Annotated in this window: 21 protein-coding genes and 1 pseudogene; 19 read left to right on the top strand and 3 right to left on the bottom strand. The window is 51.9% G+C overall.

The genetic code is table 11. The features are described 5' to 3' along the window. Positions 1–19: 19 nt before the first annotated feature. Positions 20–964, bottom strand: coding sequence for a hypothetical protein (locus COW20_19595; GenBank protein ID PIW45559.1), 945 nt, complete (start codon positions 962–964; stop codon positions 20–22). Positions 965–1188: 224 nt separating this feature from the next. On the opposite strand from COW20_19595, the gene COW20_19600 reads away from it, so the two are divergent. From COW20_19600 to COW20_19630, 7 genes and pseudogenes are all read left to right on the top strand, one after another. Next, the gene (locus tag COW20_19600) at positions 1189–1695 is read left to right on the top strand and encodes a hypothetical protein (protein PIW45560.1); all 507 of its coding nucleotides are present in this window, start codon (positions 1189–1191) and stop codon (positions 1693–1695) included. A 172-nt stretch (positions 1696–1867) separates the two neighbouring features. Beyond that, a pseudogene (locus COW20_19605) lies at positions 1868–2377 on the top strand (hypothetical protein). Positions 2378–2845: 468 nt separating this feature from the next. After that, on the top strand, positions 2846–4840 hold the full coding sequence (locus COW20_19610) for a hypothetical protein (protein ID PIW45561.1): 1995 nt from the start codon (positions 2846–2848) through the stop codon (positions 4838–4840). 7 nt (positions 4841–4847) lie between these two features. Further along, on the top strand, positions 4848–5756 hold the full coding sequence (gene lipA, locus COW20_19615) for a lipoyl synthase (protein PIW45562.1): 909 nt from the start codon (positions 4848–4850) through the stop codon (positions 5754–5756). Further along, positions 5749–6975 carry a hypothetical protein gene (locus COW20_19620; GenBank protein PIW45563.1) on the top strand — a complete coding sequence of 409 codons (1227 nt, stop codon included), beginning with the start codon at positions 5749–5751 and terminating at the stop codon, positions 6973–6975. The genes lipA and COW20_19620 overlap by 8 nt, the downstream gene beginning before the upstream one ends. Further along, complete coding sequence (locus COW20_19625; GenBank protein ID PIW45564.1) at positions 6972–7613, top strand: octanoyltransferase; 642 nt, start codon at positions 6972–6974, stop codon at positions 7611–7613. The genes COW20_19620 and COW20_19625 overlap by 4 nt, the downstream gene beginning before the upstream one ends. Further along, positions 7610–8698, top strand: coding sequence for a chemotaxis response regulator protein-glutamate methylesterase (locus COW20_19630; protein PIW45565.1), 1089 nt, complete (start codon positions 7610–7612; stop codon positions 8696–8698). The genes COW20_19625 and COW20_19630 overlap by 4 nt, the downstream gene beginning before the upstream one ends. Here the strand turns inward: COW20_19630 and COW20_19635 are convergent, their stop codons facing one another. After that, the gene (locus COW20_19635) at positions 8699–9580 is read right to left on the bottom strand and encodes a bifunctional DNA-formamidopyrimidine glycosylase/DNA-(apurinic or apyrimidinic site) lyase (protein PIW45566.1); all 882 of its coding nucleotides are present in this window, start codon (positions 9578–9580) and stop codon (positions 8699–8701) included. Between the two features lie 58 nt (positions 9581–9638). Continuing rightward, complete coding sequence (locus COW20_19640; GenBank protein ID PIW45567.1) at positions 9639–10331, bottom strand: endonuclease V; 693 nt, start codon at positions 10329–10331, stop codon at positions 9639–9641. A gap of 137 nt (positions 10332–10468) precedes the next feature. Here COW20_19640 and COW20_19645 point away from each other — a divergent pair, with 137 nt between their 5' ends. The 12 genes from COW20_19645 to aroF all read left to right on the top strand — a co-directional run bounded on the left by COW20_19645 (position 10469) and on the right by aroF (position 22007). Continuing rightward, the gene (locus tag COW20_19645) at positions 10469–11506 is read left to right on the top strand and encodes a hypothetical protein (GenBank protein PIW45568.1); all 1038 of its coding nucleotides are present in this window, start codon (positions 10469–10471) and stop codon (positions 11504–11506) included. Between the two features lie 122 nt (positions 11507–11628). Continuing rightward, the gene (locus tag COW20_19650; protein ID PIW45569.1) at positions 11629–12354 is read left to right on the top strand and encodes a DNA-binding response regulator; all 726 of its coding nucleotides are present in this window, start codon (positions 11629–11631) and stop codon (positions 12352–12354) included. Between the two features lie 189 nt (positions 12355–12543). Beyond that, on the top strand, positions 12544–13266 hold the full coding sequence (locus tag COW20_19655; protein PIW45570.1) for a hypothetical protein: 723 nt from the start codon (positions 12544–12546) through the stop codon (positions 13264–13266). Continuing rightward, complete coding sequence (locus COW20_19660) at positions 13226–14266, top strand: hypothetical protein (GenBank protein ID PIW45571.1); 1041 nt, start codon at positions 13226–13228, stop codon at positions 14264–14266. Before COW20_19655 ends, COW20_19660 begins: the two co-directional genes overlap by 41 nt. Before the next feature lie 257 nt (positions 14267–14523). Further along, complete coding sequence (locus COW20_19665; GenBank protein PIW45572.1) at positions 14524–15975, top strand: anthranilate synthase component I; 1452 nt, start codon at positions 14524–14526, stop codon at positions 15973–15975. Beyond that, on the top strand, positions 15972–16547 hold the full coding sequence (locus COW20_19670; GenBank protein PIW45573.1) for an aminodeoxychorismate/anthranilate synthase component II: 576 nt from the start codon (positions 15972–15974) through the stop codon (positions 16545–16547). Before COW20_19665 ends, COW20_19670 begins: the two co-directional genes overlap by 4 nt. Then, the gene (trpD, locus tag COW20_19675; protein PIW45574.1) at positions 16544–17545 is read left to right on the top strand and encodes an anthranilate phosphoribosyltransferase; all 1002 of its coding nucleotides are present in this window, start codon (positions 16544–16546) and stop codon (positions 17543–17545) included. Before COW20_19670 ends, trpD begins: the two co-directional genes overlap by 4 nt. Continuing rightward, positions 17542–18333, top strand: a complete 792-nt coding sequence (locus tag COW20_19680) for an indole-3-glycerol phosphate synthase (GenBank protein PIW45575.1) — start codon at positions 17542–17544, stop codon at positions 18331–18333. The genes trpD and COW20_19680 overlap by 4 nt, the downstream gene beginning before the upstream one ends. Continuing rightward, a complete protein-coding gene (locus tag COW20_19685) occupies positions 18326–18982 on the top strand; it encodes a phosphoribosylanthranilate isomerase (protein ID PIW45576.1) in 657 nt (218 codons plus the stop codon). Before COW20_19680 ends, COW20_19685 begins: the two co-directional genes overlap by 8 nt. Continuing rightward, complete coding sequence (gene trpB / locus COW20_19690) at positions 18979–20190, top strand: tryptophan synthase subunit beta (GenBank protein ID PIW45577.1); 1212 nt, start codon at positions 18979–18981, stop codon at positions 20188–20190. The genes COW20_19685 and trpB overlap by 4 nt, the downstream gene beginning before the upstream one ends. After that, a complete protein-coding gene (locus tag COW20_19695; protein PIW45578.1) occupies positions 20187–20990 on the top strand; it encodes a tryptophan synthase subunit alpha in 804 nt (267 codons plus the stop codon). The genes trpB and COW20_19695 overlap by 4 nt, the downstream gene beginning before the upstream one ends. Further along, the gene (gene aroF, locus COW20_19700) at positions 20991–22007 is read left to right on the top strand and encodes a 3-deoxy-7-phosphoheptulonate synthase (protein ID PIW45579.1); all 1017 of its coding nucleotides are present in this window, start codon (positions 20991–20993) and stop codon (positions 22005–22007) included. Positions 22008–22111 lie beyond the last annotated feature (104 nt).

Below are 22111 nucleotides of genomic sequence, written 5' to 3' on the forward strand. Positions count from 1 at the left end.
GAAAAAGCCCTCTGAATATTCAGGGGGCTTTTTTCATCTTGGCAATTCCCATGGTCCTCAAAACCTGCTGCAAAGAAGCATGTTCAGAAAAAAGCCCCAAGCGGGCAGGATAAAAAGCCGAATACTCTAAATTCCTGGCACGCAGGGAATAGCGATCCCAATCATTCATCTGCCCAGATAAAAGAGCTGTCAGCAAAGGTAAAAAAGGTTCCAAGGGCACTTGATAAACAGGGGCTAAATCACAATAGGCGCTCAGCTCAGCCAAAACCTCACCAACCGTTTGCGCTGGATTGCCCAAGACCATTTCAGTTCCTGCTGTTCCCTGCTTCAGCCAATACACCAACATTTGCGCAATATCTGCAGCATGAATCCAGTGAAAAAGACCCTGAATCCGCAAAAATCTCAGCCAAGGCATCCATTCAGGCAAGTCTTTCAGCCCTTGACCGGCGGCACTGAAGGTATGATTTGAATCTCCACCTAGAATGACAGTAGGATAGAGCACTGATAAGGGGGGGAGAGCGGTTGTCTCTTGCAGATAGCAATGCAGAGCTGCTTTGCTGCGAATATAATCCGTTCCTGCAAAAAAACAACGAGGAAAAAACCTCTGCTGTGCCCCCAAAAGACTGGCTGTTGAAAAATAAAAAATTCGCCGACAGATCAAGGGATTCAAAGATTCAAATAAAAGCCGTGTCTGCTTAAAATTCAGCGCATAGGCTGCACTTTCGCCCCAGGCCACAGCAGTATGAATCAGATATTCCGCTTCTTTGAGTTCTTTTTCAAAAGCATTTAAATCCGCAAGGTCTCCCTTGAGGATCTTTAAACGAGAATGCCCTCGCAAATCTGCAGGTATTTTTTCAGGAGTACGTACCAAAGCTTGAATTTGAAAATCCGAATCGGCCAGCAAGGAACTTAAAACATAGCTGCCAACGCATCCTGTCGCCCCTGTTAAAAAAATTTTGGTCATATTCACAGCCCTCAAGATTAACCATTTCTTAAATAAAACACTAATTCAAATTAAGAAAGTTTTGTGCTTCAGTTCCAGATAACTACAGTGTGGCCAGAATAGCTTTCATTCTGGAAGAGTGTAGAGAACGTAACATCATAGCATTCCATGATTTAAAAAACGTCTTTCCTCTTCAGAAACAGAGCAACTGGCAGAAAAGTAAAGAATTAAAGAGGGATAAGTTCATGATGAAGGCACTGAAATTTCTGGTAATCTCCGCCCTGGCTGCAGTTAGTTTTACAGCCTGTGGCGCACAGCAATACCCCATGAATCCTTATGGAACAGGCAGTGCCTACGGCGCTGGTTATGGTTCCAGCTACGGAACAGGTTATGGTTCCACCTATGGCACCGGCAGCACCTACGGTACAGGTTACGGTTCTACCTACGGAACAGGCTATGGCACCGGCAGCACCTACGGAACAGGATACGGTTCTACCTACGGCACCGGCTATGCTGATCCCTACGGTTCAGCTTATGGCACCGGCAGCACCTACGGCACCGGCTATGGCACCACACCTGGCTACGGTTCTACCTACGGCACCGGCTATGGCACCACGCCTGGCTACGGCACTACGCCTGGCTACGGCACTACGCCTGGCTATGGTACTGGCTATGGTACTGGCTATGGCGCCACCCCCTATGGCACCTACAGTGCTCCCAAAACAACCAAAACGGCCACACCTGCCCGCTAAGCTTTAATACCCTCTCTTTAACTTATCCCCGTTTTTTTAAATCTCCACTTTTGAATTCTCGAAAGTGGAGATTTTTCATTAAAAATGCAAAATTCAGGATCAAAACGCTTTACAAAGCCACAAAAATAAGTTAAATTAAGATTATGGATAATTCAAAATGAGGTTCAGCCCTATGTTAAAGAAAATCAAACTCTTGGTTTTTTCTGCTTTCTTAGCAGGTAGCTTTACGGCCTGCGGCTATCAACAGCCGATGGGCTATCAAAATCCCTATGGCACAGGCTATGGTACTGGCTACGGCACGGGCTACGGTACCGGTTACGGTACAGGAACGGGTTATGGTACCGGCTACGGAACAACCCCCAGCTATGGCGGAGGCTATGGCTATACAGACCCTTATAATACAGGTTCTGGCTACGGCACGGGCTACGGTACCGGTTACGGTACAGGAACAGGTTATGGTACTGGCTATGGCACAGGTTATGGTACAGGAACCGGCTACGGTACGGGTTATGGCACGGGCTACAGCGATCCCTATGGCACGGGTTATGGTACAGGAACTGGCTACGGTACGGGTTATGGCACAGGCACAGGTTATGGTACTGGCTATGGCACAGGTTATGGTACAGGAACCGGCTACGGCACGGGTTACGGCACGGGTTACGGTACAGGAACTGGCTATGGCACGGGCTACAGCAGTAACCCCTATGGCACTTACAGTGCGGGCCAAAACACGCAGCAATCCACAGCAAAAACAACAACCCCAGCCACCACGGCTCCGGCCACTACTACTCAGAAATAAAAAGAATTTTAATCATTTTTCTTTCATTTTGAATTTATCCAATTGTCTGTCCTGACCCCTCCAGGGCAGACTTTTTTTTAGCCTGAAGTCAAGCTGAATCCAAGAGGGAAGGATCCCGAATACCAATCTAAATCAGGAGATGTGATAGAATACTTCTTAAGAGATGTAAAAGTGCTTTAAAAAGCTGTTTTGTCTCTATGCAAATGTCTTCTTTCAAACAAGTTTTCTCGAGCTTTATCGGGTTTTCTATTGATTAACTCAAAAATATGCATTTGCACCTTGATAATTGAATAAGATTTTACTCTCCTCCATAAATGTAGCTATTCTTTAAGAAAAGAGGTAAACAAAAGTATTGTGTCAAGGGAAATAGTCGTAAGTGAAGCGGATAAAATCGCTGTTGTATTAGATAACGGTGTCGTTACAGAGTTTTATCTGAGTGAGGGAGAGCAGTTTGTCGGAGATATCATTCTGGCCTCAGTAGAATCCATAGTTCCCGCCATAGAGGCCTCTTTCCTAGATATCGGGCGGGAAAAAAGCGGATTTATTCACGTCTCCGATCTGCCTGCCAGTAAAAAGCAACAAAGTGGCATCCGTCAGTTTCTTAAACCCCAACAACACTTGCTTGTTCAGGTCACCCGCGAACCTACAGGAAACAAAGGAGCCTGTCTGACTGGATTCATCCAACTGCCCGGTCGCTTTCTGGTACTCACCCCTTTTGAACGTCGTATCGGACTTTCCAAGCGTATTTACGATGCCCGGGAACGGGCTCGCCTTTCCCGAATCGCAAGAATCATCTGTGGTTCAGGCTATGGTATTGTATTGCGCCCCGAAGCGGTCGGTCAGTCAGAACAAACTTTGCGTGACGATCTCAAGCTCTTGTTGGCCCGCTGGAAACAGATTTTGCAACTCTCAGAAAAAGCCACCCCCGGAACGACTCTCTACCGGGATCAGGATATTCTGGAGCGCATTCTGCGTGAAGGCGCCACACATTCGGTCAATCGAATTGTGGTCGAAGGACAAGGGACCTATGAACGTGCCCTAAAATATCTGAACAATTGGTCTGATACCCAGGCCCGCAATAAATTGCGTGTCTACAACGGCAGTGTGCCCATCCTGAGTAATTACGGAATTTATCAGCAGCTCGAAACTGCGATTCAACCCGTGGTTCAATTGCCCAGTGGTGGTACGCTTGTCATTCAGCCCACCGAGGCGCTTACCTCGATAGATATTAATACCAGTTCAATGACCTCAACGGACAATCAGCCAGAAACGATTCTGCGTACCAATTGTGAAGCCGCAGAAGAGATTGCGCGCCAATTGGTTTTGCGTGACATCGGGGGCGTGATCGTCATTGACTTTATTGATATGGACAACCCACGCGATCAACAGATCGTTTGGCAAAAACTTTCCGATGCCCTGCACCACGACAAGTCGCAACCTCAGATCAGCTATTTTTCTGAGTTTGGACTGGTGGAAATGACCCGTCGCCGCCAAAGACAGAGACTCAGCGAAATGTTGACCATGCCCTGCCCAACCTGTCAGGGAATTGGCCGCATCCGCAATCTCTTCTACCGTGCTGATGTGATGACACATGATGGCATGAAAATGCGGATTCCGGCGATTACCCCGCCAGAAAAAAGCAGTCGTTTTCGTGGTGGAGCCGAAAAGAGCACAGCGCCGCCTCCTGCTCCCGCGCCTAAAAACCGGGAAAACGGCCGGAGCAAACCGGCTCCTGTGGTTGAAAAAACGGTCTCAGCACCGCCGCCACCGATGCCCATTCAGGAAACAGCCCCCAAAGAAAAGCAAATTACGCCCGAACGGCCCGAAGATTTGCTCTTTGATGAGAGCTATTTCACAGGTGAAGTTACGGATGAACGTCTGCAAGAGTTTATTGAGCGTGAAGACTCCCTCAATGTCTCAGGCAAACTGGCCAATCGTCTGGACGAATTGCTCAGTCAAATCGACAGCGATGGTCTGCTCAGCATTCTGCAAACGCCAGCCGAAACAGCGCGATCTTTTGAAAATCATGCTGCTGACGACTCAGAACAGGAAGATTCCAGCCCAGAGGAAACCCAAAGTTTCGCTGAGGCCGAAGATCAACCTCACACTGAAGATGAAGCAGTGACCGCAGAAGCCTATTCTGAACCCGCTGAAGTTCTTGAGGAAGCGCATGTCGAGCCTCTTGATACAGCTGAAGATGACTTTTCTGAAGAACCAGCTGAGGCAAACACAGAAGCCTCTGATGCAAGCGCAGAAGCAGCACCTGAACCCGCTGCCAAAGCCAAACCTGCCAAGAAACTTCTGACCCGCCGACGGACCATTCGCAGCTTCAAACCTAAAAAGTAGACTGAAGATGCTTACGGATCGTCCCCTCTCTCGTCAGCCCAAACCGCCCTGGCTCAAGGTTCGCCTTGCCGGAGGAGAAAATTACGCACACCTGAAGCAAATTTTGCGTGAGCGTGAACTCAATACGGTCTGTGAAGAGGCCCGTTGCCCCAATATTGGAGAATGTTGGGGCGGCGGAACGGCCACTTTTATGTTGATGGGAGACACCTGTACCCGAGGTTGTCGTTTTTGCGCCGTCAAAACAGCCAAACGCGGTCAACCCCTGGATGCAGATGAACCTCAAAAAGTCGCTGAAGCCATCGCGGCCATGGATCTTGACTACGTAGTTTTAACCTCCGTGGATCGCGATGACCTTCCCGATGGGGGAGCTGGACATTTTGCCCAAACCGTAGAAGCCATTCGACTTGCCCACCCCCGTATTTTAATCGAAGTTTTGATTCCTGATTTTCAGGAAGATCCTGCCGCTTTGGATCGCTTGATAGCGGCCAAACCCGATGTGATTGCGCATAATCTTGAAACCGTGGCCCGGCTTTCTAAACAGGTGCGTGATGCCAAAGCGTCTTACCAAGGTTCATTAAACGTACTGGCGTATATCAAACAAAAAGATCCCAGCCGCTATACAAAATCGGCGCTGATGTTGGGCTTGGGTGAAACCGATGCAGAAGTTGAACAGGCCCTGAATGATTTGCGTGCCTACCAAACAGATATTCTCACCATCGGTCAATATTTACAACCCACCTCCAAACACCTGCCCGTACTGGATTTTATTCCCCCAGAAAAATTTGCCGAATGGCAAAAAATATGTGAAGACAAAGGCTTTCTCTATACCGCCTCAGGCCCGCTGGTTCGCAGTTCTTACCGGGCCGGAGAACTCTTTGTCAAAAACCTGCTGCTGAAGGAGAAAAACGATGATTGAAGTTCGTTTGCCCCCAATTGGCGAAGGCATCGCTGAAGGTGAGATCGTCAAGTGGAGTGTGGCCCCTGGAGAATCCGTTCAGGCCGAACAAGCCCTGCTAGAAATACTGACAGATAAAGCTTCCGTTGAAATTCCCACCCCAGAAAGCGGGGTCGTGGCCGAGCTTTTATTTTCTGAAGGCGATTTGGTACCTGTTGGCAGTGTGATTGCCCGCCTGAAATCAGGTGCAGAAAAAATGGAAAGCGCTGCGCCCACAACACAAAAACAGCCTTCTGCCACACAGCCTTCGGCAGCTCCCCTGCAAGCGCCCGCCACAAATGACAATGCCATGGCCACTCCGGCTGTTCGGCAAAAAGCCCGTGAGCGCGGTTTGGATCTTTCGCAAATCAAAGGGTCTGGACCCTTTGGACGGATTTTGCTTGAAGATCTCGCCCAAGCAGCTCAGCCAGCCCTTCAAGCTCAAATCCCCCAAACAGCCTCCCCAGCGCCCCACCCCCCGGCACAACCCACAGACCCGTCAACAGCAGAGGAACGCATTCCCTTACGCGGTATTCGGCGCAAAATCGCAGAACAGATGGTGCGCGCAAAATTTACAGCCCCCGATTTTCTCTACGCCGATGAAGCCGATCTAACAGAATTGGTCGAATTTCGCAAAGAAGTCGCTCCCCAGCTCAAGCAAGAAGGAATCAAGCTGACCTATCTGCCTTTCGTGATCAAGGCCGTGGCTTCAGCGCTCAAAGCCCACCCCAGCTTGAATGCTTCTCTGGAAGAAGCCCGCCAGGAGTTGGTTTTGAAAAAATATTACCATTTGGGGATCGCCACCGCTTCTCCCCAAGGTCTTTTGGTGCCCGTGATCCCCAATGCCGATCAGCTCAGTATCAAGCAATTGGCACTTGAAATTGATCGTTTGAGCAGTGCCGTGCGAGACGGCAAAGCCAAAGCCGAAGAACTGCGAGGCAGCACCTTTACGATTACCAATATTGGCGCGATTGGGGGCCTGATCTCAGCTCCGATTATCAATTATCCCGAAGTCGCCATTCTGGGCTTTAACAAAATCTATCAAAAGCCCGTGGTCTATCAGGGCGAAATTGTCCCCCGCTGGGTTTGTACTTTTTCGCTCTCTGTCGATCATCGCGTGGTCGATGGCGCAGAAGCCGCTTATTTCATGCGCCATCTGCTGCAGTTGCTTGAAAATCCCAAACGCCTTCTGCTGGAATAATCAGTAAGGTGAATCGCCCCCTGGAAATTCAGGATCTGGGGCTGCGGGATTACGCGGAAATCTGGCAGTTGCAGAAAGAGCTGGTTGAAAAACGGGCCCGTCAGGAAATCCCCGACCAACTGCTGCTGGTAGAACATCCCGCCGTTTTCACCTGTGGCCGTCGGCTGCGTGCTGAAACTCTACAAGATCTCCCCGCTTTTCCTCTCTATGAAATAGAAAGGGGCGGTGAACTCTCTTTTCATGAACCCGGTCAATTGGTAGGGTATCCGATAATCTGGCTCCCCCCTGAAAAACGTGATTTGCGTGCTTTTTTAAGCCGCTTGGAAAAGACCCTGATTCTCACCCTGAAAGATTTGGATTTTCAAGCCCACAGCCATCCAGAAGCCGGTCATACCGGCGTCTGGCTCAAGGATCGAAAAATCGCCTCGATCGGGATTGCGGTCAGACGCTGGGTCACCTGGCATGGTTTTGCTCTGAATATCAATAATTCCCTGACCATGATCCAAGGGCTGAATCCCTGTGGTTTTCCTGCTGAAGTGATGATCTCACTCAAAGAAGCTGGGCAAAGAGAGTACAATATGGAATATATTAAGGAACGGGTAAAAATTCATTTTCAGGAACTTCTGGCAACGTCATGAGTAAGCAGGCCTCTTATCCAGACGCTATCCGGGTTCTGGTTGTGGATGATTCTGTTTTCGCACAAAGAATTTTGCGTCAATTGCTACAAAATGAACCTGGCATAGAAGTACTCGATACACCCGCAAGTGGAATCAATGCCTTACAGCGGGTTAAACATCTGAAACCTGATGTCATCACCCTTTCTGCTGAAGAGGAAACTCAAATCTTACAAATTCTCACCCAAATTGACAGTGAATGCCCAACGCCTGTGATTGTACTCAGCTCTCAAACAGATCAAACCCAAGAAGTGGCACGAAAAGCCTTGCAGTTGGGAGCCTATGATCTCTTTCCCCGTCCAAACTCAGACAATGAACTTGAACTACAAAAATTGCGCAGCGAACTCATTCGCAAAATTCGCAGCGCAGGTCAGCTTTCTCGTCAATCCAAGCGTTTGGCATTGCAGCGTTCTCGCCCGCGCCTGAAAACCCAAACAACCCTTTCCCAAAAAGCTCTGGCAAAAATGACCACAGGCGTGGCCAAAGCGGTGGTGATCGGAACCTCCACAGGCGGCCCCCAAGCCCTACACAGCTTATTTTCAGAATTGCCCGCCGGCTTTCCCTTGCCCATTCTGGTGGTTCAACATATGCTGCCCAATTTCACCCAATCTCTTGCAGAAAGCCTGCATGCCGTTTCAGCCCTTGAAATCCGTGAAGCCCGCCAGGGAGATATTCTCATGCCCGGCCGGGTTCTGGTGGCGCCAGCAAACTACCATATGGAATTGGATCGCCGCGGGCGGATTGAACTGAATCAAAAGCCACCGCATTGTGGTGTACGCCCAGCTGTCGACATGACCTTGATTTCAGCCAGTCGCTTTTTTCAAGGCAAAGTCTTGGGCGTGATTTTAACCGGCATGGGCCAAGACGGTCTGGAAGGCATTCGGGCCTTGCATGAGGCGGGTGGGCGCTGCTTGGCTGAAGAGGCCTCGAGTTGCGTGGTCTACGGCATGCCCCGCGCAATCATCGAAAACCACCTCGCCGATGAGATCGCGCCCCTGCCCCAAATTGCCCACCGGATTCAATATCTGCTCAGTGAATGGCACGTCTGACTATTGCTGGCAATGGGCACAGAAATGCGTTCCTCTTTGCGCCACCACTGTTTTTTCGAGCAGCTGTCCACACCGCAGGCAAGGCATTTTTCCGCGCCCATACACCTTTAACTCTTCCTGGTGCTCTCCGCCTTTTCCATCGGGGTGCAGATAGTCTTTCAGTGTTGTGCCGCCACTGGCAATCGCTTTCTCAAGAATTTTGGGAATGGCGGCAAACAGGCGCTTGGCCTCTGCAGGCCGCAGACTGGCCACCGGCCGTTGGGGGCGAATGCCAGCTTCAAAAAGAGCTTCATCCACATAAATATTGCCCAAGCCCGCAATCCGGGTCTGATCAAGTAAAAAAGCCTTGATCGCCCGCTGCCCCTGTAAAAGGCCTTGAAAATGTTTCCAGGTATATTCAGACCCCAAGGGTTCAACCCCCAACTTGGCCAAACCAGGGTGTTCCGTCAAAGCCTCTGGCAAGAGTTTCTCTACGCGCCCAAATTTGCGGATATCTCTGAAATACAGCTGGATCCCCCCTGAAAAACCCAGGCGCAGATGGGTATGTTTATCAGGCAAATCAAGCACAGGCTTGCGGTAATAGGTAAAAGGCAGCACCAAGGCCTCGCGCGGTTCAGCCTGAGGGCTTTGGTTGGCTTGCAGGAGCATCTGTCCCGTCATACGCAGATGTACCAGCAGACAATCCTGACTCAAACGCAGAATCAGATACTTGGCCCGGCGTTCCAGGGCCATGAGTTTTTGTCCTGTCAATGCCTCAGACCAGCTCTCTGGATCCGGCTGGGTAATATGGGGGGTATAGATCTCGACCCCTTCAATCTGCTTGTGCAGAAGTTGGGCTTCGAGGCCTTGACGAACAACTTCAACTTCGGGCAATTCAGGCATGGCAATTTCCTCCGCTGGTTTTGTAGCACAGGTTTAAGTCTCAAGCACAGGGGCAAGCTTAAATCTTTAAACCCGCCTGACGCAGTTGATTGACATAGCTATTAGCCTGGCGCGTGGTTTCTGGCTGGCGATAGCGTTCACTCAAACGCAAAATCCAATCACAGGCCGTTTCAAGGCTGATACGGTGGCCCACAGAAACATAAACCGGGCGAATAGCGGGCTGGGTACGCAAGGCCACACCCACAGTCTCTCCGTTCAATTGTACTGGGCTGCGTGCGCCACGCTCTGGGCCTGGCTCATACTCAGGTTTGAGCAAAGGCGTTTTGCCGCAGCCTATCGTAGGAATATCCAGCAAAAGCCCCAGATGCGAGGCCAGGCCAAAACGGCGAGGATGCGCCCGACCATGGCCATCACAAACAATCAGATCGGGCAAACAGGAAAGCTGCTCTAACGCTTTTAACAAAGGGGGCACTTCTCGAAAAGAGAAAAGCCCCGGCTGATAGGGAAAAACTGAATTCCCTACATAATACGCTTTTTCAAGCACTTCCAGCGTCTGCGCATGGAGCACCACCCCCCCCGCAATCAAGAGTTCAGAATCCTTTGCATAGGCAATATCAACCCCTGCAACCGTCTGAATTTCAGAAAAAGCATCGCTTAGACAGACTTTTTCTGCCCCATCAGACTGAAAAGCCAAGGCCTCTTCAAGACTGAGATTCCAGTCAGGATTCAGGTGAAACTTCAATTCGGGCATGAGAAAGAAAGGCAACTCCAGCTTGAATTTTTATCTGACTATAGTATCTCACCCAATAGCAGTACAACAAAGCCCTTCAGGGCTTGCGAAAAAGCCGCAGAATAAGAGAAGGAAACTATTTTTGCTAAACTGTGGTCATGCCCATTCTTCACCATCTTTCCAGCAGCGGACACCGTTTCCTACAAATCGCAGACAATTCTGCTGAGTTCAGTACTTTTTCACCCTATGTGGCAACCCTCAATGCCCAAGCAGAGGTTGTCTTTCAAGCCCGCCTGCGCCAAGGAGGGAGTGGTCTGTTCCTGGGTTCTGGCCAAAAGATTCTCTCACTGGCCCAAACGGATCTTCAATTTCAAGAGTTTGTCAGCCACCCTGTGGTCAGCGAAACAGGTCAGGTCGCTGGGTTTGCCCATTGTCAGGAGGGTTCTGAAGGCTTGTTTTTATTCGAATCAGGGCAAACACAGGTCTTGGCACAAACCAATTCAGAAACGAGCAAAATGGGCCCCTTAGGCCCCGTCATCAGTCCCAACGGAGCTATCGCCTTCAGAACCCAGTTGCACTCAGGTCAGGAAACCCTTGAAGTCTTTACCCCCCAAAAACAAACCCGAATAGCCTGCACCGGAAAAGATTTCAGAGCGTTTCAAGGCTTGCCCCAATTTACACCCCAAGGGGGGCTCTTGTTTCGTGCCGAAACCCAGTCGGGCAAAGCAGGCTATTATTGTTTTGAATCAGGTCAAATCAGCCCTTGGATTGAAACCGGCTCGGGCTTTGAAAGCTTGGGGTTGTTTCCTGCACTCAATCAGAGTGGCTGCCTGGTTTTCGCTGCCAGCGAAAAAGAACAAGCTGGTATCTATAGCTGGAACAAGGGCAAGATCACACGCCATTACAGCACAGCGCAAGGGTTTGAGAGTTTTCGGGGAGGGTTACCTTGGAGGGCCCAACTCGGCCTGTTTTACGCCACCCCAGTAGGAGGAAATTTGGGCCTCTATCGCCCCACAGAGAGCGGTTATCAATGCATTCTGGCGATCGGAGAAGCCTTTGCCGATTCCAAAATCACAGAATTTGCACTCAACCCTGTTTCGCTCAACCCCCAGGGAGACCTTGCCCTGCGTCTCAAACTTCGCAATCGACGCGAGATGATTCTGGCTTATTCACTTAAAAAAAATCAATCTAATTAAAATATCTGATTTTTTATTTTAAAAATAAAAGTTTTTAATTAAAAACCGTTAAGTTTCAGCAGAAGTCAAATCAAGTGTAAAAACTGCTATAATTTATAAATAAAATAAAAAATAGTGTTTCCATGCATATGCCCAAATCCCATCATCCGATCATCCTGCTCATCGATGATGATCCTCAAATCCTGAAAACTGTTCAAGAGGTTTTGAGTCTGGATCTCTATCAAGTTCACACGGCAGCAAATGGACAAGAGGGTATTCAAGCCTATGAAACACTCAAACCTGATTTGGTTCTTTGCGATGTCATGCTGCCAGATATTCTGGGCCTGGATATCTGCCGTACAATTAAACAAAAAAACCCCTGTCAACTTTTTGTCTTTATGACCAGTCTGGGAGATGAAACCGATCAGGTAGTGGGCCTGGAACTGGGAGCCGATGACTATCTTGTAAAACCCTTTAAAATCAAAACATTTCGCGCAAAGATCCATTCACTGCTGCGTCGTTTGAAACAGATCTCCGCTCCCTCACAACAGATTCATTCTCCCCCCATTATCCAAAACAACCTGAGAATAGATACTTCAAGTTATAAGGCCTGCCTCTCAGGTCAAGAACTCAGCCTCACCCATAAAGAATTTGAAGTGCTGGCTTGGTTGGCAGCACACCCAGGTCAGCTCTTTACCCGCCAGCAACTGCTTGAACAACTCTGGCAGGAAGACCTCGATGTCAATGACAGAGCGGTTGATGCCTTAATCAGACGTCTGCGCGAAAAGCTTGGCGACTCGGTCTCTGAGGTACAGTTTATTGAAACGGTACGTGGCATGGGCTATCGTTTTAAGCAAAACCAGCTTTAGTCAAGGCTTTCAGCCCTTCCTGACACTTACTCAAAATCTATTTAAAAAATCATCCTTTTATCACAGGTCTATCACCATCCAGGCATCAGTCTGTCATTTTGGAGTTTTAAACTAAAAGCATAAAGAAAGAGACCAAGAGCCCAAATCCCTCAAGGCCCCTTCCCAAAACAGACCAAGGAGAATCGAAAAATGAAAGCTTCAACCCCTCTTAAAACTCTCGCGACATCCTTCTTTGCCTTGAGCTTGGTTGTGGCCTGTGCTACACCCACCCCAGCCCCTGTTTCAGTTTCATCCGTACTGCAACAAGGGATACAAGAAACCAGCATGAACGTACAGAAAGCCTTGGCCCAACCTACGATCATTGATGTAGGCCGTGGCCAGATCAAAACGCCAGCCTCATTCAAGCTCACAATCAAAGCTGCTGACGGTGGCTTTGCAGTTAAAGCCAGCAGCAGTGGGACACGTAACAGCGTGGCAGCAGATATCAGCAGTTTTGATGTCTATCTGATCGACTCTGTCGCTGCTCCTTCAGGCGCAATTACGGCAGCCCATGGCCCATTCAATGTGACTGCAAGTTTAGTCACTGGGCAACAGACCATTACCTTTAACAACGTCACGACTTCTACCAATAATTACTATGTCGCCATTAAAGCAAAGGATTCTGGCGGTGGTAATATCACCAATCTCGGTTCGGGCATTACCATTGGCGGCGCCAATGTCTATGTTTCAACCACAGGCGGAGGTGGCGCAGGTGAAGTAGGCGTCGGTGCTGCCCCAACCTATACGGTCAGCAGTACCACCCAATTGGGCGTAGGCCTGACACTTTTAGATGCTTTGGGTGCCACGATTGATTCCAAGGTCACGGTAACCGATGGTTCGACAGCACCGGCCGACCCTGTTTCAGCCTCTTAAACTCTGGTCTGTGCTTCTGTTGGGGGGGCTGATAGGACTAACTTCCTGTCAGCCCCCCTCTTTGCTGAATCTGGCACCCTTCAGCCCCATTACAGAAACACAGTATGAAACAGCTCCGTCCCCTTCGGAAATGCAAATTGATACAAAAATGGCAGAGACAAGCTCAGCCCAGTTAAAGCTATTGATCAAAACGCCTTCCAAAACTTGGCAAACGCAGTCCAATACAAGTGGCAGCCCGAACGCGATGGCCTCCGAAATCGCCAGTTTTAAACTCTATCTGGTCGATTCAGGCTCAACACCCAACGGGCCGCTCACCGCCAGTTACGGCCCTTTTCAAATCTCTGCGAATTTAACCGCTGGCCAACAAAATCTTGTCTTCAATCATTTAAGAAGCTCCAACCAAGCCTATTATGTTGCCATTCTGGCCCTCGACAGTCAGGGCCAAAACCTCACCCAACTCAATTCGGCTTGCAGTATCAATGGAGAAAACGTATCGGTTTCTACTCAGGGCGGCAACGGACAAGGCCAATTGGTGGTAGGCAGTGCCCCCACGTATACTGTCAGCAGCAGTGCGGCCTTGGAAGTTTCCCTGAACCTGCGTGATGCCATAGGGGCCAGTCTGGACACTCAGTTAAGTGTCATTGATGGCAGCAGCTATCAGGCAAATGATATAGCCTATTTTCGAGCCTATCTCGTCGACAGCAATACAGGCACTCCTCAGATCAGTTATGGTCCCTTCAGTATCAATGCCAACCTTTATAACAATACACAGAGCATCAGTATTCTCAATCTTATGCCTGGCAGCTACTATGTGGCTCTGGCAGCGTTTAATGCCCAAGATACCAACCTGACAAATTCCAGTTTGCTCGTCAACGGACAAGCTGCAGCCGTCTCAACTGATGGGGGAGACGCTCCCGTTGACCCTGGAAAAATCACCATTGGCAGTGACTACAGTGTGAGCAACAGCGCTGCTCTTCAGGTTCAACTGAATTTACTTTAAAAAACCAATCCAGTTGACAGTCTTCAGGCTTGCATCGGATAATAAAGCGTATGAAATACACAGCCCAGACTTCAAACATTTCTAACTGGCGCTGGTGGTGGAGCTCCACTGCCAGTGGCAATTCGTGTTTGGGCGAAACCACAACTTGATTTAGTCACCCCTTTTCAAGTTTTCCCCTCTCAGCCGCCACTGTGCCCCCCCACAGTGGCGGCTTTACTTTTTGGTCTGAAACATCAATAAAATGGAGAAAAAACGCAATGCAGCTTCAGCGCCTGACCCGCGAAATCCCAATGGATACCCTCACGCCGCTTTCTGCCTGGCTGCGCCTGCGCCAAACCGCCCAACCCGGTTTTCTGTTTGAAAGCGCAGGCTCAGACCTGAGCCAGGCCCGTTACAGCATTTTGGGATTTGCACCAGATGAAATTCTTACCCTGCAGGCAGGTGTTTTAAGTCGCCAAACCACCCAAGGCAGAGAAATTCTGCCCGGCCACCCGCTGGAAACCCTCAAAGCCAAACTGCAAGCTGAAAAAATGCTGACAGACCCCAGCCTGCCACCCTTTACAGGGGGCTATGTGGGCTATCTGGGCTATGACTGTGTCCAATACCTTGAAAAAATCCCTTTGCCCGCAGAGGCTTCTCCCCTGCCCGAAGCCTGTCTAATGCGTTTCGCACGCGTGCTGGTCTTTGATCATCTCAAGCGTAAAATCCTCTTGGTGGCTCACCTGCCCCTTGAAGCCAGTGCAGCCGAACTCAACCGCGCCCAGACCGATCTGCAGATTTTACAGGCCCAATTGCGCCATCCCGTGGCCGCCGAAGCCCTGCTTGAACTGCCCGACCCGCCCCCGGCAGAGCCCCCCTTGGGGCGCATGGGTGAAGCCGCCTTCTGCGAAAAAGTCAGCCAGCTTCAGGAAGCGATTGCAGAAGGTGAAATTTTTCAGGCTGTTCTCTCAGAACAATTTCGCACCCCCCTGGAAGGAGACCCCTTCACTCTCTACCGCATTCTGCGCAGTTTGAACCCCTCGCCCTATCTCTACTATTTGGATATGGGCGGCCCCGTCTTATTGGGCACCTCCCCCGAAATGCTGGTAAAATCCAACGGCAGCGAAGCTGCCACCTGCCCGATTGCAGGCACCCGCCGCCGAGGCCATACCCCCGCTGAAGACCAAGCCCTGGCACAGGAATTAATCGCCGATGAAAAAGAGCGGGCCGAACACCTGATGCTGGTCGATTTGGGCCGCAACGATCTGGGCCGGGTTTCTCAGCCTGGCAGCGTAGAAGTCAGTCGCTATATGGAACTTGAGTATTTTTCCCATGTCATGCATTTGGTCTCGCTGGTCGAAGGCCAACTGGCCGAAGGCAAAACAGCCCTGGATGCACTTTTTGCCTGTTTTCCGGCAGGCACCCTTTCTGGCGCCCCCAAAATTCGGGCCATGGAACTGCTCGGCCAACTGGAACCCGTGCGCCGGGGTTGGTATGGGGGAGCCGTCTTTTATCACGGCTTTGAAGGACAACTCGATGCCTGCATCACGATTCGCAGTCTGGCCATTCACCAGGGAGAAGCCATTCTCCAGGCGGGTGCGGGCGTGGTCGCAGATTCCATTCCCCGCCAGGAATATTTAGAAGTGCGCAACAAAGCCCGTGTCCTCTTTCAGGCCCTGCAAAGCGCCAATGCCCTGGCCACTCAAACCCCCACAGGAGCTATGGCATGATTCTGATCATCGACAACTATGACTCTTTTGTATATAACCTTTACCAAGCCCTGGCGGGTGCAGGCGCAGACTGTCAGGTTGTGCGCAACGACGCCCTGCGTGTAACAGAAGTTCTTGAACTGGCTCCCCAGGCCGTGGTGCTTTCCCCCGGCCCCGGCCGGCCGGAGCAGGCCGGCATTTGCCTGGAGCTGATCACGGCCATAGCAGGACGTTTTCCCCTGCTCGGTGTCTGTTTAGGCCACCAATCCATCGCCCAGGCCTTTGGCGGAAAAATTGTACGCACCCAAGCCCTGCATGGCAAAACCTCAGCCATTCAGCACCAGCAGCAGGGGCTTTTCGCGGGCCTTCCTTCTCCCATGCAGGTTGCCCGCTACCACTCTCTGATGGCTGAGCGCGAAAGTCTGCCTGACTGCCTCGAAATTACCGCAGAAAGCGAAGAGGGCCTGATCATGGGCTTGCGCCACCGCAGCCTGCCGATTGAAGGGGTACAGTTTCACCCCGAATCGATCGCCACGCCGGAAGGCCCCCGCCTGTTGAAAAATTTTCTCAAAACTTTGGAGGTTTTGGTATGAAAACAGTACTGGAAACGCTTTTTGCAGGAGCCCCCCTGGGCGTCAATGAAGCAGAAGCGGTACTCGACCGGATTCTCAATGGGGAGGTGCCGGCTGAAGTCACAGGCGCACTCTTGGCGGCGCTGCGTATGCGTGGCGAAACACCGGCTGAAATTACAGGCTTTGCACGGGCCTTGCGGGCCCGGATGCAAAGAGTCGAAACCCATGAAGAATTGACACTGGACACCTGCGGAACAGGGGGCGACGGCGGGCTGACCTTCAATGTTTCCACAGCCGTCAGCCTGCTTCTGGCCAGTTTGGACGTCCCCGTAGTCAAACATGGCAATCGGGCGGTCTCCAGTCGCAGTGGCAGTGCCGATGTGCTCGAGGCCCTGGGCATTCCCCTCCAGAACAGCGCCGAGGGCGTGCGTCAGGCACTGGAAACCAGTCATTTCGGTTTCTGTTTTGCTCCTGCCTTTCACCCCATTCTCAAAGAACTGGCTCCTTTGCGCCGCAATCTGGGGGTGCGCACGATTTTTAATCTGCTCGGCCCGCTCTGTAACCCCGCCGAGGTCAGCCACCAGCTCTTGGGGGTCTATGATCGCAAACTCACCCCCGTTCTGGCCGAAGTTCTGCGTCAGTTGGGCACCCGTGAAGCCCTGGTCGTTGCCTCCTACGATGGTTTGGATGAACTCAGTCTGGCAGCCCCTACGCAGGTCTCACACCTCAAAGCAGGTCAAATTACCCACTTTGAACTCAGCCCTGAAGAGGCAGGTCTGAAACGACAACCCCTGACCGATCTTGAGGGCGGATCAGCCCAAGAAAACGCGTTGATTCTGGAGCGGATTTTTCAAGGCCAAAAGGGAGCCGCCCGTGATCTGGTCTGTTATAACGCTGCCGCTGCGCTCTGGATTACCGGCAAGGCCCCTACCTTGCGTGAAGGTGTCCACTTGGCTGCAGAGGCCCTCGATCAGGGCAAAGTATTGAAAACTCTTGAACTTCTGCGGAGGCCCCTATGAGTGTCTTGACAAAAATCGCCACGGCCACCCGTGCACGTATCGCCCATGAAAAAACCCTACTGCCCCTGGCAGAGCTGCAGGCCCGTCTCTCAGAAACACGTCAGCCCCAAGATTTTGCCGCTCATTTTAGCCAACCCGGCTTTCAGGTCATTGCCGAAGTCAAACTGGCAAGCCCCTCACAGGGAGACATTGCTCCCCAACTGTCTCCTACAGAGGTAGCGGCCGATTATCTCAGGCATGGCGCCACAGCCCTTTCCGTTCTGACCGAACCTGAATTTTTTAAAGGCCAACTGGACTACCTCAGCACCATCAGAGCCGCCCAGCCCCAAGCACCGCTGCTGATGAAGGATTTTATCCTGGACCCCTACCAACTCTATCAAGCGCGCATCGCAGGTGCCGATGCCTGTCTTCTGATTGTGGCCATGCTCGAAAGTTCTGTTTTAAAAGAACTGCATGCCCAGGCCCTGGCGTTGGGCCTGACCCCCCTGGTCGAAGTGCACAATGCCGAGGAACTGACCCAGGCCGCCAGCCTCAAACCGCGTCTACTCGGCGTGAATAACCGCGATCTCAAAACCCTCAAAACCCGCCTGGAAACCTCAAAGGAACTGGCCCCACTGGCTCCAGCGGGGGTTCCCCTGATCTGCGAAAGTGGCCTGGTAACGGGTCAGGATCTCAAACAGGCACAAAGCTGGGGCTATCACGGTTTTTTAATTGGCACCTCGCTGATGCGTACGGGGCAACCTGGGCAGGCCCTGGCCCACTTGCTGAAAGAGGCCCACCATGCTTGAAAAGATCCGCGTTAAAATCTGTGGGCTGACCCGCCTGGAGGACGCCCAAGAGGCCGCTGAACTGGGTGCTTTTGCGCTGGGCTTTGTTTTTTACCCCCCCAGTCCACGGGCTATCGCCCCCGAAGCCGCAGCCAGCATCATCTCGGCCTTGCCCACTGCACCTTGGAAAGTAGGTGTTTTTGTCAATCAAGACTTCGAAACCCTGGCCCGGACAGCTTCAAACACAGGGCTCAGCCATCTGCAATTGCACGGCCATGAATCCCCTGAACTCTGTGAAAAACTTCAGGCCGAAGGCTTTCAAATTATCAAGGCCTTGCGCCCCCGTTCAGAAGCAGATTGGGCTCCCTGGCTGGACTTCCCTTTTCTGCTTTTGCTGGATACCGCCATCCCCGGCGTTTGGGGCGGCAGCGGCCAAACCGGAGATTGGGATCTGGCGGCCCAGATCGCACGACAAAGACCGATTCTCTTAGCCGGAGGGCTCACGCCCGAAAATAGCCTGGCCGCTCAAGCAACCGTTCAACCTTGGGCCCTGGATCTTTCCAGCGGGGTAGAAGCCCGTCCAGGCGAAAAAGATCCCGCCAAACTGCAGGCCCTGTTTCAAACCCTCAACACTTCTGTATTTGCAAGCGAAAGGAATCCTTCACCATGAGCAACCCGCTTCTGCCCGCCTTCGAACCCCTCAAAACCGGAGGTTATTTCGGCCATTTTGGCGGACAATATATCCCAGAAACCCTGATGGCGCCCATTCAGGAACTCGAAAAAGCCTGGAACGAAGCCCGGCAAGACCCAGCCTTTCAAGCCGAATTGGCCGATTTACTGCGCCATTATGTAGGCCGCCCCACCCCTGTTTATGAAGCCCGCAATCTCAGCCAGGCCCTTGGGGGCGCACGGATTTTTCTCAAGCGGGAAGATCTCAACCATACCGGTGCCCACAAGATCAACAATTCCTTGGGCCAGGCCCTGCTCGCCAAACGCATGGGCAAAACCCGTATCATCGCAGAGACAGGCGCGGGCCAGCACGGGGTGGCCAGTGCCACGGTAGCGGCTTTGCTGGGTCTGAACTGCCGTGTGTATATGGGGTCGGTCGATATGGCCCGCCAGGCCTTGAATGTTTACCGCATGCGTTTATTGGGGGCCGAAGTCTTTGCCGTAGACAGCGGAACCGCCACACTGAAGGATGCGATCAATGAGGCCATGCGCGATTGGGTCAGCCATGTCGAAGACACCTTTTATCTGCTCGGATCCGCTCTTGGCCCCCATCCTTATCCAGATATGGTCGCCACCTTTCAATCCGTGATTGGCCGCGAAGCCCGCGCCCAAATCCTTGAGCAGACAGGCAAACTTCCCGATGAAGTGGTGGCCTGCGTAGGCGGCGGCAGCAACGCCATCGGCATTTTCAGAGGATTTTTGCAAGATGCAGAGGTTCAACTGACAGGCATCGAAGCCGGTGGCCGCAGTCTGGAACCCGGTCAACATGCCGCCCGCTTCAGTGGGGGCAGCCCAGGGGTATTACACGGCAGTGAGACCTTCGTGCTCCAGAACCCAGATGGCCAAATTCTGGAGACCCACAGTGTCTCTGCGGGTTTAGACTATCCTGCCGTCGGGCCGGAACACGCAGATTTACAGGAACGGGGAAGAGCCCGCTATTTTTCAGCCAGTGACGCCGAAGCACTCGAAGCCTTTCATCGTCTCGCCCGCAGCGAAGGCATCCTGCCCGCACTCGAAAGTTCACATGCTCTGGCCTATGTGCTTAAACAAGCTCCCACCCTGCGCCCCGATCAAATCCTGCTCGTCAATCTCTCAGGCCGGGGAGACAAGGACGTGCACCAACTCTACCAACAGGAGCAAAACGCATGAAAACCATACACCAAACCCTGATGGCCTGCCGTGCCGAAGGCCGCAGCGCGCTGATCCCCTACCTGACAGCAGGGGTGCCTGATCTGAAAACCAGTGCCCGACTGCTTCACGCCCTGGCCAAAAGTGGTGCCGACCTGATTGAACTGGGCGTGCCTTTTTCAGACCCCGTGGCCGATGGCCCCGTGATTCAAAAAGCCTCCGAAAAAGCCCTGGCCCAAGGCGTCAACCTCAGCCAAATCCTGGATTTGGTTGCCCAAGTGCGAAGCGAGGGGCTTGATACCCCACTGATTCTCTTCAGCTACTACAACCCGATCTACCACCTGGGCCTTGAAAACTTTGTCAAACGCGCCCAAGAAGCGGGGGTCAGTGGCACCCTGATCGTCGATTTGCTGCCCGAAACCGCAGGACGCTATTTACACGCTCTGGAAGGAAGCGCTCTGGAAACCGTTTTTCTGGCTGCCCCCACCACAGCCCCGGAACGGCTGGCAGCCATTGACCAGGCCTCAAGTGCCTGCATTTATTATGTTTCCCGTACCGGAGTTACCGGTACCCGCGAACAGGTTCATACGGATTTACCCGCCACCCTGGCAACCCTCAAAAACCAGGTCAAAAACCCGATCATCGTGGGCTTTGGAATTTCCAAGCCCGAACACGTGGCCACGCTCAAGGGCGCGGCCGAAGGAATTGTCGTCGGCAGTGCCCTGATGGCCGCCCTGGATACGGCAAAAGGCCCGGATCAGGCCGTAGAAATAGCCTCTGCATTGATCCGCTCACTCAAACACCCCCTGGAGGAAAATTAAATGTTGGTCATGATGCGTAAAAACCACAGCCCCGAAGAACTGAATGGACTGCTGAAAAAAATTGAAAAGCTGGGCTATACCGCCCATGTACTTCCTGGCGAACACAGCCTGGCAGTCGGCATTACCGGCAATCACAGCAGTGTGGATCGCGAAATTCTCAATCAAATGCCCGGAGTACGTGAAGTGATCCCTGTTTCCAGCCCCTATAAACTGGCAGGACGCAGTTTTCACCCCGAAGACAGTATCTTTGAGATTGGCCCTGCCCGCTTTGGCAGTTCTGAATGCGTGATCATGGCGGGCCCCTGCGCCGTTGAAAGTGAAGAACAGACCGTGCGTTTGGCCCATGCGGTGAAAGCAGGCGGTGCTCAAATTTTACGGGGAGGGGCCTATAAACCCCGCACCTCACCCTACGCCTTTCAGGGTTTGGGCATTGATGGGCTCAAAATCTTAGCCACCGCCCGAGCAGAAACAGGATTGCCTGTGATCAGCGAAGCTTTGGATTTGCCCAGCCTGGAAGCCGTTTATGAATACGCCGACATTATTCAGATTGGCACCCGCAATATGCAGAATTTTTCCCTGCTCAAGGCTGCCAGTCAGCTCGACAAACCGGTACTGCTCAAGCGTGGACTTTCTGCCACGATCGATGAATGGCTCATGGCCGCAGAATATCTCCTGGCCGGAGGCAATGAACGCGTGATTCTCTGCGAGCGGGGTCTGCGTCACTATGATCCCCATACCCGCAATTTACTCGATTTGGGTGCCGTTCTGGCCGTGCGCAAACTCAGTCATTTGCCGATTGTGGTTGATCCCAGCCACTCATTGGGCCACAAAAGCATGGTGGTTCCTGCCTCGCGTGCAGCAGTCGCAATCGGGGCGCATGGTTTGCTGGTCGATGTGCATGATCGGCCCCAAGAAGCCCTCTGTGATGGCCCACAGGCCATTTCTCCCGAGATGTTCAGCGCCATGGTCAAAACCTTGCGTCAGATTGAGGCGGTTTTACAGACACCTGAAGGGTAAACCTCAAAAGCGTGCTCTCACTATTTGAGAGAGCACGCTTTCATTGCATTTTTTTGCATTTCATAGCCTAAAATAAGTATAATAAAAATAAAAAGAGAGCTTTC

The organism is bacterium (Candidatus Blackallbacteria) CG13_big_fil_rev_8_21_14_2_50_49_14, from assembly GCA_002783405.1.
GTDB lineage: Bacteria > Cyanobacteriota > Sericytochromatia > UBA7694 > UBA7694.